Genomic DNA, 14,969 nt, shown 5'->3' on the forward strand with positions numbered 1-14,969 from the left:
ATGCAATCCACTTGGCAACGATGGTGGCACAGCGACGTCGGTTACAGCTTCCGCCAGACGCCCACGGCGATGGTGGCGGCTGGCATCGCCTTCGTCTGCCTTTTTTGTTCGGTCTTTGCCGGGTGGGTCTCGCCTACCAATCCGTTTGATCTGGCCACCTTGGAGTTGAGCGATGCCCGCTTGCCGCCATCGTGGCTGGAAGGTGGCACCACCAAGTTCCTGTTGGGCACCGACGATCAGGGGCGCGACATTTTGTCGGCCCTGATTTACGGTTCACGCATTTCTTTGGTGGTGGGTTTGGCTTCGGTCATGTTGTCGGTGGCCTTTGGCGTGGCCATGGGCCTGTTGGCAGGTTTTCGGGGTGGTTGGCTTGACGCTTTGCTCATGCGCTTGTGCGATGTGATGCTGTCCTTTCCGCCCATTTTGGTGGCCTTGCTGATTGCGGGTGTGGGGCGTGCTTTGTTCCCCAATGCCAACGAATCGCTCGCCTTTGGCGTGCTGATCATTTCGATCTCGCTCACGGGTTGGGTGCAATATGCCCGCACGGTGCGTGGCACCACTTTGGTGGAGCGAAACAAAGAATACGTGCAGGCCGCACGGGTAACGGGTGTGAGCTCTTTGCGCATCATGGTCAAGCATGTGCTGCCCAACGTGTTGGGCCCGGTCATGGTGCTGGCCACCATCCAGGTGGCCACGGCCATCATCACCGAAGCCACCCTGTCGTTTTTGGGTGTGGGTGCGCCGCCCACATCGCCTTCGCTGGGCACCCTGATTCGGGTGGGCAATGACTATTTGTTTTCGGGCGAGTGGTGGATCACGATTTTTCCGGGGCTGATGCTGGTGCTGATCGCCCTGTCGGTCAATTTGTTGGGTGACTGGTTGCGCGATGCGCTGAATCCGAGATTGCGATGAGCCTTTTACAAGTCAAAAATTTGGTGGTGGAGTTCCCCAGCCGCCACGGCACCTTGCGTGCATTGGACGATATTTCTTTTGACATCGCGCCCGGCGAAATTTTGGGTGTGGTGGGTGAGTCGGGTGCGGGCAAGTCGCTCACGGGCGCGGCCATCATTGGCTTGCTGGAGCCGCCAGGGCGCATTGCCAGTGGGCAAATTCTCTTGGAAGGTCAACGCATTGACCACCTGAACGCCGACCAGATGCGCCACATCCGGGGCCGCAAGATTGGCGCGATTTTCCAAGACCCGCTCACTTCACTGAACCCCCTCTATTCCATCGGGCGGCAGCTGACCGAAACCATCTTGGCTCACCTGCCTGTGACGCCCCAAGAAGCACGCCAACGCGCCATACAGCTGCTCAAGGACACTGGCATTTCGGCCGCCGAAGAGCGCATTGACCATTACCCCCACCAGTTTTCGGGCGGCATGCGCCAGCGCGTCGTGATCGCGCTGGCTTTGGCTGCTGAGCCGCAACTCATCGTGGCCGACGAGCCGACCACCGCGCTCGATGTGTCGATCCAAGCGCAGATCATCAGCTTGCTCAAAAAGGTCTGCAAAGACCGAGGCGCTGCCGTCATGCTGATCACACACGACATGGGTGTGATCGCCGAAACCTGTGACCGTGTGGCTGTGCTGTATGCCGGGCGCGTGGCCGAAATTGGCCCGGTGCACGAGGTCATCAACCACCCCGCGCACCCTTACACCGCAGGCCTGATGGCCTCGATTCCCGACATGGACAGTGACCGCGAACGCCTGAACCAGATTGACGGGGCCATGCCGCGCCTGAACGCCATCCCGCAAGGCTGTGCCTTCAACCCGCGCTGCCCCCAAGCCTTTGACCGCTGCCGCCAAGACCGACCCGAGTTGGTCAACGCAGGGGCCAATCAAGCGGCTTGCTGGCTGCACGATGGGAGCGCCGCATGAACGACAACATGACGAACGCCAAACCCCAGCCTCTGGTCGTCGCGCACGACTTGGCCAAAACCTTCGACGTGTCGGCCCCGTGGCTCAACCGCGTGATCGAGCGCAAACCGCGCCAAATGCTCAACGCCGTGGACGGCGTGAGTTTTGAAATTGAACGCGGTAAAACACTCGCCTTGGTGGGCGAGTCCGGTTGTGGCAAAAGCACCGTGGCCCGCTTGCTGGTGGGACTTTACGAGCCCACACGCGGCGGCTTGACCTTTGACGGACAAGACGCCCACGCCGCTTTCAAATCGAACGATGCCAAGGCCATGCGCCAGCGCATCCAAATGATTTTCCAAGACCCCTATGCCAGCCTGAACCCCCGCTGGACGGTGGACGACATCATTGGCGAGCCGCTCAAAGAACACGGCTTGATCAGCGACGCCGAAGAGCTCAAAGCCCGCGTGGCCGAGTTGCTCCAATCGGTGGGCTTGTCGCCCCTGGACATGGTCAAGTACCCCCACCAGTTCTCAGGTGGGCAGCGTCAGCGCATCTCGATTGCACGCGCCTTGGCCACAGCGCCCGAGTTTTTGGTGTGTGACGAGCCGACCTCGGCACTCGATGTGAGCGTGCAGGCCCAGGTGCTCAACATCATGAAAGACCTGCAGCGCGAGCGGGGCCTGACGTATTTGTTCATCAGCCACAACCTGGCCGTGGTGCGCCATGTGAGCGACCAAGTGGGGGTGATGTATTTGGGCCGACTGGTCGAGCTGGCCGACAAACACACGCTGTTTGCCAACCCGCAGCACCCGTACACCAAGATGCTGCTGGATGCGATTCCGAAGATGCACGACACGGGCCGTGCACGCACCCCGGTACAAGGCGAGGTGCCCAACCCGCTCAACCCGCCGAGCGGCTGCACTTTCCACCCTCGTTGCCCGCAAGCGACTGACATCTGCCGGGCAGAGCGACCACCGTTGCGTGACTTCAAAGGCATCAAGATCGCTTGTCACGCGGTGGTGTGACGGGCGCATGTGCGTCATTTGGACGCACATGCTGATGCCAACCCCAATGGGATTGGGACAAATCAACCGGGCTTGATCTGACCCTTGATGACCACTTCTTTCCAGCGCGCTTGTTCTTTGGCTACGAACGCAGCGTACTCGTTCGGCGAGCCGCCACCGGGGATGGCGCTCTCGGCGGCGTACTTGGCCATGACTTCGGGTGATTTCATGACCTTGGCGCACTCTTGTTGCAGCTTCTGGATAATCTCGGGCGGTGTACCGGCGCGGGCATGGATGCCATACCACTGAACGGTTTCAAAATCTTTGAAACCGAATTCGGCCACGGTGGGCACATCGGGCAAGACTGGAATTCGCTCGGTGGTTCCGGTGGCCAAGCAGCGCAGGGTGCCGCTCTTGATGTGGGGCAGCAAGGCCGGAGTGCCTGCCGAGAGCAATTGAATGCGACCCGCCAGCACGTCGTTGAGTGCCGGGCCAGTGCCGCGGTAGGGGATGTGGGTGACAAACATGCCCGTGGCCAGCTTCAGCGCTTCCATGGCCAAGTGACCAGCGCTGGCGTTGCCGGCCGAGGCGTAGTTCAGTTGACCTGGACGCGACTTGGCATAGGCGATCAGCGATTTGAGATCGGTCACCGGGACGTCTTTGTGCACCACAAACAGACTGGGCACGCGAGACAGCAGGGTGACGGGCACAAAGTCCTTGTTCACGTCGTAGCCGCTGTCGGGGTAGATGATCGGGTTGACCGCCATGAGGCCAATGTGGCTCATCACAATGGTGTAACCATCGGCCGGGGTACGCATCATCTCTTGCATGGCAGGGACGCCACCGCCACCGCCTTTGTTGTCGATGATGAAGGACACGCCCATCTGTTTGGTCAACTCGGTGGCAATGGTCCGCGCCACGATGCTGGAGGTGCCGCCTGGGGCAAAGGGCACGATCCAGCGGATGGGCTTGCTGGGCCAAGCGGATTGGGCATGGCCATTGATGCCTGTAGCGGCCAATCCGGCTGCGCCCATCCATTTGAGGTAGTCGCGCCGAGGGATGGAAGGGTCGTCGAAAGTGCTCATGAAAACCATTAAAAAAACAAAGAGCTGAATTTAATTCAAACTGGGCCAGACGTGCAGAGGGTAAGTCCTGATCAGCGCGAACTGCGCGATTGCCATTGTTTCCAAAGGGCGGGCACGATCAACAGCAAAGCCGCCACGGCCATCAAGCTCCCGGCCAGTGGCCGTGTGAAAAAGGTCGACCACTCGCCCTGGCTGATGGTCAGTGCTTGGCGCATGGATTGCTCGCCCAGCGGGGCCAAAATCAAGCCCACGATGAGCGGGGCGGCCGGAAAGTCAAAGCGTCGCATGATGTAACCCAGCAAGCCAAAGACAAACAGCAAGCCCACGTTGAACACCGAGTTGCCTGCGCCGTAAACACCAGCGGTGGAGATGACGATGATGCCGGCGTAGAGCCAAGGTGGCGGTATTTTCAAGAGCTTCACCCACAGGCTCACCAGCGGCAAGTTGAGCACCAGCAAGATCACGTTGCCAATGTACAGGCTGGCGATCAGCGTCCACACCAGGCTGCCTTGTTGGCTGAAGAGCTGCGGGCCGGTCTGAATGCCATAGCCTTCAAAAGCCGACAGCATGATGGCCGCCGTGGCCGAGGTGGGGATGCCCAAAGTGAGCAAAGGCATCAGCACACCCGCAGCCGCGGCGTTGTTGGCGGCCTCAGGCCCTGCCACACCTTCGATGGCGCCGTGGCCAAATTCTTCAGGGTGCTTGGAGAGTTTTTTCTCGGTGTAATACGACAGCAGGGTGGGCAACTCGGCCCCGCCTGCAGGCATGGCACCGATCGGGAAACCAAAGAATGCGCCACGGAACCAAGGCTTCCAGGAGCGGGCCCAGTCTTGTTTGCTCATCCACAGGCTGCCCGACAACTTCATGACTTCGCCTGTTTTGGTTTCTCGGCCTTGCCATGCTAGGTAAAGCGCTTCGCCCACGGCAAACAAGCCCACGGCAGCCACCGTCACTTCAATGCCGTCGAGCAGTTCAGGTCGGCCAAAAGTGAAGCGGGGTTGCCCCGTTTGCAAGTCCACACCCACCATGCCCAAAAGCAAGCCCAGGCCCAGCGCGACCAGGCCGCGCAGCATGGAGTTGCCCAGTACAGCCGACACGGCAACGACAGACAAAACCATGAGGCTGAAGTATTCGGCCGGGCCAAAGGCCAGTGCGGCTTCGACCACCCAAGGGGCGACAAAAGTCAGGGCCAGCGTGCCGATGGTGCCCGCCACAAAACTGCCGATGGCCGCGGTGGCCAGCGCTTGGCCAGCACGGCCTTTGCGGGCCATTTTGTTGCCTTCGAGCGCGGTGACCACTGCCGCCGATTCACCGGGGGTGTTGAGCAAGATGGAGGTGGTCGAACCCCCATACGCCGCGCCGTAATAAATGCCAGCGAACATGACGAACATGCTGGTGGCGGGCACATGGTAGGTCAGGGGCAGCAGCAAGGCGATGGTCAGCGCCGGGCCAATGCCGGGCAATACGCCCACCAGTGTGCCGACAAAGCAGCCCACGAAGCCCCACATCAAGGTGGTGGGTTGCAAGGCAATGGCAAAGCCACCCATCAGGGCGTCAAAAGCTTCCATGGAAAATCCGATCTAAATCAACCAGGGCAGTGCTGGGCCTAGGCCCACACCCAGCAACTGGGCAAACACAAACCAGAAAGTGCTGGCAATGCCGCCGCAGACGAGCGCTGACTTGAGGTTCAGCGGTGCATCAAACGCACGGGCCACTCCCATGCCGCACAAGGTGCCGGGGATGACAAAACCCAGCGGAATGACCAGCGCGACGAACGCCACACCGCCGCCCAACAAGCTGAGCATGCGCTGGTTGGCGCCAGGCAGGGCAGATTGGTCAGGTGCTTGGCTCTCGTCGGTTTGTTGGCCACGCCAGGCGCTGATGCCGTAGAGCACGGCAAAAACGCTGAGCGCACCCACGATCACACCCGGTGCCAGCACGGGGCCCACGGTCATCTGCATCAAAGATTCAGGAATGACCGTGACCTGCCAAGCGGCCACCCCACAAAGGGCGAGCAGCAAAAGGGCAACGCGAAGCGGCGTCATGCCAGGCCCAGCTCTTTCATCAGAACGATTTTTTCTTCGATGTCTTTGGCCAAGTCGCGCTCAAAGGGGCGCTCTGTCATGAAGGCGTCGGTCCACTTGCGGGTTTCCAATTCTTGCTTCCACTGTGGCGAAGCGTTGAGTTTGGTCACGAAGTCGATCATGGCGTCGCGCTGAGCAGCCGAAATGCCGGGAGGTGCAAACACACCGCGCCAGTTGGATTCGGTCACGTTGATGCTCAATTCGGTCAAGGTGGGCACGCTCACACCCGGAATGCGGCGCTTGCCGGACACGGCCAGCGGGATCATGCGGCCCGCCTTGATTTGCTCTTCGAATTCGGAGTAGCCCGAGATGCCGGCGGTCACTTGACCACCCAAAATGGCCGCGTTGGCGGGGCCGCCACCAGCAAACGCCACATAAGCGGCTTCGCGGGGGTTCTTACCCAAAGCTTTGATCAGCATGCCCAAAATCAAGTGGTCGGTGCCGCCAGCGCTGCCGCCTGCGACCGAGACCGCTTTGGGGTTGGCCTTGATGGCGGCTTCCAGGTCTTTCCAGGTTTTGATCTTGCCGTTGGCGGGCACCACGATGACGCCTGCTTCCTCGGTCAGGCGGGCAATCGGGGTCACGTCCTTGATGGTCACGGGGCTCTTGTTGGCGATGCCCGCGCCGATCATGACCGAGCCGCCCACCATCAGGCTGTTGCCCTGGCCTTTGCGCTGGTTCACGTAACGGGGCAGCCCGACCATGCCGCCAGCACCGCCGACGTTTTCAAATTGCATGTTGCCCACCAAGCCCGCCGCTTTGGCTGCGCGCTCGATGGCGCGGGCGGTGCCGTCCCAGCCGCCGCCGGGGGCTGCGGGCACGAACATGTTGAGGCTGGCAATCAGGGGTTGCGCCCAAGCGGGCAGGGCCATGGATGCACCAGCGGCAGCGCCGAGGGCCAGAAAGTCGCGTTTGGAAAGGCTCATGCGGGTCTCCTGTGTAAAAATGAAAAACAGTTCTGCCGGGCGCATGCCACTTGCAGATTCACAGATTTTGCTGCGTCACTTGGCGCCAACCTGTCAAACAGCTGTCAATTCTGTTCAGTGAATACCCTAAACACCCCATGAAGCCCCGCATCTTGTTGGTGGAAGACACGCCCGATATTGCCCTGTGGTTGGGCACAGCCTTGCGCCAAGGCGGCATGTCGGTCGAATTTGCCACCGATGGCCATGCGGCCGACCGTTGCCTGCAGGCAGGCCATGGCTTTGATGCGGTTTTGCTCGATTTGCAATTGCCAGGGCAAGACGGCCTGAGCGTTTTGCAAGCCTTGCGTGCGCGGGGCGATGCGGTGCCGGTGCTGATTTTGACGGCGAGGGCCACGGTGCCCGACCGGGTGTTGGGCCTGAACATGGGGGCGGACGATTATTTGCCCAAGCCCTTTGATTTGAGCGAACTCGAAGCCCGATTACAGGTTTTGCTGCGCCGCCATGGCCGCGCTAAAACCACCGCTTTACGTTGGGGGCCGCTCGAGATGCAGCCGGGCACTGGCGAGGTGCAGTTGCACGGGCAGCCGCTGGCACTGACCCAACGCGAAGCCGCGGCGCTGCGTGTGCTGCTGGCTTCGCCCCAGCGCACGGTGAGCAAAGAGCAGCTGCACACCGAGGTGTTTGCCGACGAGGCTGCCGGGCTTGACGCGGTGGAAGTGCTCATTTACCGGTTGCGCAAAAAACTCGAATCGGCCGCGCTGGCCACGGGTGCTTCGACCGACGTGGCGATCACCACCTTTCGCGGCATGGGGTACATGTTGACCCAGCCTTTGAAACCGCAAGAGGCCACGCCTTCATGAGTGAGGCCCCACAGGTTTTGGTGCGTTCAGCCACCTCTTTGCGCAGGCGCTTGCTCGGTTGGATCTTGCTACCGCTGGCGGGGCTGATTGGCATCAACGCTTGGGTGGGTTATGGCAATGCTGTGCATGCGGCCAACGAAGCGTATGACCGCTCCTTGTATTTGGCCGCCCGCACGCTGGCCGAAGAGCTGGAGTGGCGCGATGGCAGCCTTCAGTTGGATGTGACCCAGTCCGCAGGGTATTTGTTTGAAAACCATACAGGGTCGCGTTTGTTTTACAAAGTGACCACGCCCGGCGGTCAGTGGCTGGCAGGCGTAGCGGCTTTGCCCGATGTCCCCGTTCGCGCCCAAGCGGCGGTGAAATTTTTCGCCTTGGTGCAATTTGACGATGGCCAATACCTGAGCCAGCCCGTGCGCCTGGCCCAGCTCACGCATGTGGTCGAGGCCGATGCAGAGGACTCAGGGGGCGGCCTGCGCGATCCCTTGATCAAGATCACCGTGGCCGAGACCATGGAGGCACGCCAAGAACTGATTGAACACATTTTGTGGGACACCCTGAGCAGCCAGGGTTTGCTGTTACTCGCGGCGGCTTTGCTGGTGGTGTGGGGTGTGCAACGCGGCATTCGCCCCTTGGAGTCTTTCAGGCAGCAGCTGGCTCAAAAAAGCGACGACGATTTTTCGCCCATTCAGCCGCCGGATTTGCCGCGAGAATTGCGCCCCTTGATCGAGACCTTGAACAGTTATCTGGACCGTTTGGGGCGCTTGATCGACATCCGCAAACGCTTTTTGGACAATGCGGCCCACCAGTTGCGCACGCCGCTCACGGCACTCAAAACCCAGCTGGCGCTGGCCCAGCGCAATGCCGATCCCGAGCAGGCCAAGGCCTTGATGGCGGCTGCCCGTCAAACCACCGACGATGCGGTGCGCTTGACCGAGCAGTTGCTGGCCATGACCCGGGTCGAACACGCCCGCGAAATGCACAGCCCAGAAAGTGTCGATTTGGTGGGCTTGGCCAGGCGCGTGACGCAAGAGCATTTGCTGCGCGCCCACCAGTCAGGCGATGACCTGGGGCTGGAATTGCAAGTGGCCCGCAGCGAGGTGCAAGGTGTCGATTTGTTGCTGCACGAAGCGCTGAGCAACCTGATCGACAACGCCATGCACCACAGCCCGTCGGGCACGCGCATCACGGTGCGGGTGGGCCCAGCTTGGCTCGAGGTGGTGGACGACGGCCCGGGTATTGCGGCTGAGCACCAAGCGCATGTGTTCGAACGCTTTTACCGCGCTGCACCCTCGGGGGTGTCCGGCAGCGGTTTGGGCTTGGCCATCGTGAAGGAAATCGCCAACCAACAGGGTGCCCAAGTCAGCCTGCAAAGCCCTGTGGCCGAGGGGCGGGGCACGGCCATCCGTTTGCATTGGCCGCTTGCCTGAACCCCCATCGCCCCGAGGGCGGGGCTCCCACAAAAAAAATCTCCCTGTAGGAGCGACGCCCCCGTCGCGAAAAGCCCCGCACGCCACGACCTTCAGGTGTAACGCTTGCTGCGCAGGTTGTCCTTCATGTCGCGCAGGCTGGGTTGAAGTTCTTCGCCAATGCGCAGCGCCACCGTCGTGGCCAGGATGTCGATGATGAGCAGGTGCAGCAAGCGCGAGACCATGGGGCTGTATTTGTCATAGCCCTCAGGGTGGTCGGCCGTCAGGTGGATGTGCCCTGCGCTGGCCAAGGGCGAACCGCTGGCCGTGATGACTATTGTTGTGGCCCCTTGCCTTTTGGCGATGTCGCAGGCGTCCATCAGGTCGCGGGTGCGGCCTGAGTTGGAGATGATCACCGCACAGTCGCCGGGCTTGAGCATGGACGCGCTCATGACCTGCATGTGGCCATCGCTGTAGGCAATGGCATTCACGCCCAGGCGAAAGAATTTGTGCTGTGCGTCTTGTGCCACGATGCCTGAGTTGCCCACGCCATAAAACTCGATGCGGCGGTTGGTTTTTTGGGTGGCAACCAGCGCCTTGGCGGCGTGTTCCAGCGCGAAAGAGCTGGCGTCGTTGCGGTACTTCAAAAACGCGGCGACGGTGTTGTCGATGACTTTGACGGCGATGTCGCTGGTTTTGTCGTCCACATCCACGCTGCGGTGGATGAAGGGCACACCCTCGCTGACGCTGCCTGCCAGCTTGAGTTTGAAGTCCGACAGACCGTCATAGCCCACGCTGCGGCAAAAGCGCACGACGGTGGGTTTGCTCACATGGGCGCGGTCGGCCAACTCGGTGACGGGCAGGTTGGCAAAGGCGCGCGGGTCGGCCAGCACGAGCTTGCCCACGCGTTGCTCTGCCGGGGCCAGGGAGGGCAGGGAGGCTTTGATGCGTTCGAGCATGGGTGTGTCTCCGGTTTAAATTTCTTCAGACCAACAAAAGCCGTCTCGCGCAATCATGGCGCTCGACGCGCTCGGCCCCCAAGTGCCTGCGGCATAGGGCCGCGGGCCGATGGTGTCGTTATGCCAGTGCTGCAAGATCGGCTCGACCCAGCGCCAGGCCTCTTCTTGTTCGTCGCTGCGCACGAACAGGTTCAGGCGGCCGTCCAGCACATCGAGCAGCAAGCGTTCGTAAGCACCCACGCGTTGGCTGCCAAATCGTTTGTCAAAATCCAAGTCGAGGTGGACCGGGCTCAAGGTCGCGCCTGCGTTGCCTTCGTTGCGTTTGCTTTGGCCTTGTGCCAGAAGGTGCAGCTCTAACCCGTCTTTCGGCTGCAGGTGGATCACCAGTTTGTTGGCGTGGCCCATGGGGCTTTTGAAGATTTCGTGCGGCGTGGGTCGGAAGTTGATTTCAATGTGCGCCTCGCGCGCCGCCATGCGTTTGCCGGTGCGGATGTAAAAAGGCACGCCTGCCCAGCGCCAATTGGCGATCTCGGTGCGCAGGGCTACAAAGGTTTCGGTGCTGCTGTCCGGATTCACGCCATGTTCGTTGCGGTAACCGGGCACCGCTTGGCCTTCGATGGTGCCCGCGTTGTATTGGCCGCGGATGACGTGCTGGTTCAGGGTCTCCGGTGTCCAGCGCTTCAAGGCGCGCAGCACTTTGAGTTTTTCGTCGCGAATGGCATCGGCATGGACGTTGATGGGGGGCTCCATGGCGATGGCGCACAGCAGCTGCAGCGCGTGGTTTTGCACCATGTCGCGCAGCGCGCCGGTGGTCTCGTAAAAGCCACCGCGCTTTTCCACACCCAGCTCTTCGGCCATGGTGATCTGGATGTTGGCGATGTGCTCGCGCCGCCATAGCGGCTCAAACAAGGCGTTGCCAAAACGCATGGCGAACAGGTTTTGCACCGCCGGTTTGCCCAGGTAATGGTCGATACGGAAGATCTGCTGTTCTTTAAACACCTTGCCCACCGCTTCGTTGATTGAACGGTTGGACGCGAGGTCGTGACCTAGCGGTTTTTCGAGCACGATGCGGGTTTGGGGGGTGTTCAGGCCGTGGGCGGCGAGTTGTTCACACACGGTGGTGAACAGGCTGGGCGCGGTGGACAAATACATCACCACATGGTCGGTCTCGCGCTCGGCGAGACGACTGGCCAGTGCGGCATACGACTCAGGCTTGGACAAGTCCATGCGCACGTAGCAGAGCAGGCTGGCAAAACGGGCGAATTCTTCGGGGTTGGGGCGCTTGTCACCGTCCACTTGGCTGAAGCGCGATTGGATTTGTTCGCGGTATTGCGCGTCCGTCATGTCGTCACGTCCAACACCAATGATGCGGCCGCCCTCGGGCAGGGTGTCGTGGCGGTAGGCCTGAAACAAAGCCGGCATGAGTTTGCGCCAGACCAGATCGCCTGTGCCGCCAAAGAAAACCAAATCAAAAGCCATGTTGTTCTTGAGTTACATGAAATAATGGTTTGAAATGTAACTTTGTTTCACTGATAATTCAAGCCAGACTTTCAGACATCGCCATGAACCAACTCGACGCCCTCAAGCAATTCACCACTGTGGTGGCCGACACCGGCGACTTCAAGCAATTGGCCCAGTTCCAGCCGCAAGACGCCACGACCAACCCGTCGCTGATTTTGAAGGCCGTGCAAAAACCGGAATACGCGCCTTTGCTGGCCGAAGTCGTGGCGGCCCACCGTGGCCAGCCCTTGGACGTGGTGATGGACCACCTGCTGGTGCGTTTTGGCTGCGAGATTTTGAAAACCATTCCAGGTCGTGTCTCGACCGAAGTGGACGCCCGTCTGAGCTTTGACACTGCCGCCACCTTGGCGCGTGCGCGCCGCATCATGGCGCTTTATGAAGCGCAAGGCATCGCCCGCGAACGTGTGCTGATCAAGATCGCCTCAACTTGGGAAGGCATTCAGGCCGCCACCGAGCTCGAGCGCGAAGGCATCCGCTGCAACCTGACGTTGCTGTTTGCGTTTTGCCAGGCGGTGGCTTGCGGCCAGGCCAAAGTGCAACTCATCTCGCCTTTTGTGGGCCGCATCTACGACTGGTATAAAAAAACGGCCGGGGCCGCCTGGGACGAATCGGCCAAGGCCGGTGCCAACGACCCTGGTGTGCAGTCGGTGCGGGCAATTTTTAACCACTACAAAAAGCACGGCATCGCCACCGAAGTCATGGGCGCGTCGTTCCGCAACATCGGGCAAATCACGGCGCTGGCCGGCTGCGATTTACTGACCATCAGCCCCGAGCTCCTGGCCCAACTCGCTTCCAGCGATGCCCCGCTGGGTTTGGCGCTTGACGCGCAAGCGGCCCAAACCATGGACTTGCCTGCCGTGGCCTACAACGAAGCCACTTTCCGTTTGGCCCTGAACGAAGACGCCATGGCCACCGAGAAGCTGGCCGAGGGCATCCGTGCTTTTTGCGCCGATGCCGTGAAGCTCGAAGAATTGATGCAGAAAGCCTGAGCCATGCGTTGTGACCAAACCCCGGCTTGGCAAGACTTGAAGGTCCATGCGGCCAAGGCCCAAGGTTTTGATTTGCGCACCGCTTTTGCGCAGGACGCCCACCGTGCACAGTCGCTGAGCCAGACCGCGCCGCAGGTGTTTGCCGACCTGTCGAAAAACCATGTGGACGCCGCGACAGAAGCCCTGCTTCAAGAATTGGCCCGCCAGACGGGCTTGGCCGCGCACCGCGACGCCATGTTCCGCGGCGAGCACATCAACACCACCGAAGACCGCGCCGTGATGCACTGGCTCTTGCGCCAGCCTGAAGGCTCGCTCTCGGGTGAATTGGCCAAGCCTCTTGCCCAGGTGCACGCCACGCTCCAGCCCATGCTGGCCTATGCCGAAACCATCCGCAGCGATGCGCAGATCACCGATGTGGTGAACATAGGCATTGGAGGGTCTGACTTGGGCCCGCAAATGGTGGTGTTGGCGCTGCAAGACTTGGTGATGCCAGGCAAGCGCTTTCATTTTGTGTCGAACGTGGACGGGCATGAACTGGCGGGGGTGCTTAAAGGCCTGAAGACCGAGAACACCCTGTTTTTGATCGCTTCCAAAAGCTTGACGACCCTCGACACCATGACCAACGCCCGTTCGGCGCTGGCTTGGTTCCAAGCACAAGGCGGCACCGATGTGGCGCGCCACTTTGTGGCTATCACCACCCATGTGGCGGCGGCGGCCGAGTTGGGCATCACCACCACTTTTGGCTTTTGGGACTGGGTGGGAGGTCGTTACTCGCTGTGGTCGGCCATTGGGCTGCCCGTGGTCATCGCCATCGGTGCGCAGGGTTTTAATGACCTGCTGGCCGGAGCGCACGCCATGGACCAGCATTTTCAGACCGCGCCGCTCGAACAAAATTTGCCTGTGCGCATGGGCTTGCTCGACGTTTGGTACCGCAACTTTTTGCATTACACCAGCCGCTCCATTGCGCCGTATCACAGCGCCTTGCGCCGCATGCCAGCCTATTTGCAGCAGCTCGAGATGGAAAGCAACGGCAAGCGCGTAGACCGACAGGGCCAAGCATTGGCTTATGCCACCTCACCGGTGCTCTGGGGCGAGCCGGGCACGAATGGCCAGCATGCTTATTTTCAGATGCTGCACCAAGGTGGCGACATCGTGCCGCTGGAATTCATTGCCGTGAAAAAGCCCACGCACACATTGAAGGGCCACCACGAATTGCTGCTGGCCAATGCGATCGCGCAAGCCCAAGCGCTGATGTTGGGCCAAACCGACGAAGGCGGGCACAAGCACTTTCCGGGCAACCGACCCAGCACCTTCTTGCTGCTCGATGAACTCACGCCCTGCAGTTTGGGCGCGCTCATTGCCTTGCAAGAACACCGCGTGTTCGTGAGCGGTGCCATTTGGGGCATCAACAGCTTTGACCAATGGGGCGTGGAATTGGGCAAAGTGCTGGCCAAAGACATTCACGCCCGCATGGCCTCCGGCAATGTGGCCGGTTTGGACGCGTCGACAGCGGCTTTGTTGCAGCGTTTGTAATTTTTAAATATATCAAAATACATAAATTCATCATAAATTATGTAACAATTTTGATTTTGATAGTATCCGAATGCGGCCAATAAATTGAACAGGCCGCCTTGGGGTTTTTTGCCATGACAAAAGAAATCACCGTCATGGTGAACGGGTTGACCTTCTGGGTCAGCCCCATCCGTTGGCAAATCTCGTATTTGCCGTTTGAATTGCGATTGAATGCTTTCATTTAAAAAGAGACCTGCCATGAAACCTGTGAATTACCTGATGTCTGTCCTGGGTGCTTTGGTGTTTGCCGCTGCACTGCCCACCACCGCTTTGGCCCAAGACCGCGCCAGCAAAGACGACGCCGTGGCCATGGTGGCCAAAGGTGTTGCGGCCATCAAGGCCAAAGGCGCGGATGCCGCTTATGTGGAGATGACAGCCCCCAGCAAGACCTTCGTGAACAAAGACCTGTATTTGGTGGTGTACGACATGAACGGCAAGTGCTTGGCACACGGTCAAAACCCCAAACAAGTGGGCAAGGACCTGATGGGTTTGAAAGACCCGGATGGCAAAGAGTTTGTGCGTGAGCGCGTGGCTTTGGCGCAATCCAAAGGCAAGTTCTGGCAAGACTACAAGTTCACCGACCCTCTGACCAAATCGGTGCAACCCAAGCAGATGTACTGCGAGAAATTGGGTGATACCGCTGTGTGTGGTGGCGTTTACAAATAAGGCCTTCGAGCCTCCCAAGGCCCGCTCCGGCGGGTCTTTCA

14 protein-coding genes are annotated in these 14,969 nt (G+C 60.2%); 8 read left to right on the forward strand and 6 right to left on the reverse strand.

The features are described 5' to 3' along the window. Genes B9Z40_RS11920 through B9Z40_RS11930 form a run of 3 tightly spaced genes read left to right on the forward strand, consistent with a single transcriptional unit; the run spans window position 1 to window position 2,881 of the window. Window positions 1-912 carry an ABC transporter permease gene (locus B9Z40_RS11920; RefSeq protein ID WP_100173578.1) on the forward strand — a complete coding sequence of 304 codons (912 nt, stop codon included), beginning with the start codon at window positions 1-3 and terminating at the stop codon, window positions 910-912. Further along, window positions 909-1,877, forward strand: coding sequence for an ABC transporter ATP-binding protein (locus B9Z40_RS11925; protein ID WP_100173579.1), 969 nt, complete (start codon window positions 909-911; stop codon window positions 1,875-1,877). Before B9Z40_RS11920 ends, B9Z40_RS11925 begins: the two co-directional genes overlap by 4 nt. Before the next feature lie 8 nt (window positions 1,878-1,885). Further along, complete coding sequence (locus tag B9Z40_RS11930; protein WP_100173850.1) at window positions 1,886-2,881, forward strand: ABC transporter ATP-binding protein; 996 nt, start codon at window positions 1,886-1,888, stop codon at window positions 2,879-2,881. A gap of 62 nt (window positions 2,882-2,943) precedes the next feature. On the opposite strand, the gene B9Z40_RS11935 is transcribed toward B9Z40_RS11930, so the two are convergent. From B9Z40_RS11935 to B9Z40_RS11950, 4 genes are all read right to left on the reverse strand, one after another. Next, window positions 2,944-3,945, reverse strand: coding sequence for a tripartite tricarboxylate transporter substrate binding protein (locus tag B9Z40_RS11935; protein ID WP_100173851.1), 1,002 nt, complete (start codon window positions 3,943-3,945; stop codon window positions 2,944-2,946). A 71-nt stretch (window positions 3,946-4,016) separates the two neighbouring features. Then, on the reverse strand, window positions 4,017-5,513 hold the full coding sequence (locus tag B9Z40_RS11940) for a tripartite tricarboxylate transporter permease (RefSeq protein WP_100173580.1): 1,497 nt from the start codon (window positions 5,511-5,513) through the stop codon (window positions 4,017-4,019). A 12-nt stretch (window positions 5,514-5,525) separates the two neighbouring features. Beyond that, window positions 5,526-5,990 carry a tripartite tricarboxylate transporter TctB family protein gene (locus tag B9Z40_RS11945; RefSeq protein WP_100173581.1) on the reverse strand — a complete coding sequence of 155 codons (465 nt, stop codon included), beginning with the start codon at window positions 5,988-5,990 and terminating at the stop codon, window positions 5,526-5,528. Continuing rightward, a complete protein-coding gene (locus tag B9Z40_RS11950) occupies window positions 5,987-6,955 on the reverse strand; it encodes a tripartite tricarboxylate transporter substrate binding protein (RefSeq protein ID WP_100173852.1) in 969 nt (322 codons plus the stop codon). The genes B9Z40_RS11945 and B9Z40_RS11950 overlap by 4 nt, the downstream gene beginning before the upstream one ends. 137 nt (window positions 6,956-7,092) lie before the next feature. On the opposite strand from B9Z40_RS11950, the gene B9Z40_RS11955 reads away from it, so the two are divergent. Continuing rightward, the gene (locus tag B9Z40_RS11955; RefSeq protein ID WP_100173582.1) at window positions 7,093-7,815 is read left to right on the forward strand and encodes a response regulator transcription factor; all 723 of its coding nucleotides are present in this window, start codon (window positions 7,093-7,095) and stop codon (window positions 7,813-7,815) included. Next, complete coding sequence (locus B9Z40_RS11960) at window positions 7,812-9,242, forward strand: sensor histidine kinase (RefSeq protein WP_100173583.1); 1,431 nt, start codon at window positions 7,812-7,814, stop codon at window positions 9,240-9,242. The genes B9Z40_RS11955 and B9Z40_RS11960 overlap by 4 nt, the downstream gene beginning before the upstream one ends. Window positions 9,243-9,334: 92 nt before the next feature. Here the strand turns inward: B9Z40_RS11960 and B9Z40_RS11965 are convergent, their stop codons facing one another. Both B9Z40_RS11965 and zwf read right to left on the reverse strand, forming a co-directional pair. Then, window positions 9,335-10,180, reverse strand: coding sequence for a MurR/RpiR family transcriptional regulator (locus tag B9Z40_RS11965; RefSeq protein ID WP_100173584.1), 846 nt, complete (start codon window positions 10,178-10,180; stop codon window positions 9,335-9,337). Window positions 10,181-10,195: 15 nt separating this feature from the next. Continuing rightward, the gene (gene zwf, locus B9Z40_RS11970; RefSeq protein ID WP_100173585.1) at window positions 10,196-11,659 is read right to left on the reverse strand and encodes a glucose-6-phosphate dehydrogenase; all 1,464 of its coding nucleotides are present in this window, start codon (window positions 11,657-11,659) and stop codon (window positions 10,196-10,198) included. A gap of 83 nt (window positions 11,660-11,742) precedes the next feature. On the opposite strand from zwf, the gene tal reads away from it, so the two are divergent. From tal to B9Z40_RS11985, 3 genes are all read left to right on the forward strand, one after another. Continuing rightward, window positions 11,743-12,690 (forward strand): transaldolase, encoded by a 948-nt coding sequence (gene tal / locus B9Z40_RS11975; RefSeq protein WP_100173586.1) that lies wholly within the window; start codon window positions 11,743-11,745, stop codon window positions 12,688-12,690. Window positions 12,691-12,693: 3 nt separating this feature from the next. Further along, complete coding sequence (gene pgi, locus B9Z40_RS11980; protein WP_100173587.1) at window positions 12,694-14,223, forward strand: glucose-6-phosphate isomerase; 1,530 nt, start codon at window positions 12,694-12,696, stop codon at window positions 14,221-14,223. 237 nt (window positions 14,224-14,460) lie between these two features. Then, window positions 14,461-14,928: a cache domain-containing protein gene (locus B9Z40_RS11985; protein ID WP_233204903.1), complete on the forward strand. Its 468-nt coding sequence runs from the start codon at window positions 14,461-14,463 to the stop codon at window positions 14,926-14,928. Window positions 14,929-14,969: the final 41 nt, after the last annotated feature.

The organism is Limnohabitans sp. 15K, assembly GCF_002778285.1.
In the GTDB taxonomy this organism is placed as follows: domain Bacteria; phylum Pseudomonadota; class Gammaproteobacteria; order Burkholderiales; family Burkholderiaceae_C; genus Limnohabitans_A.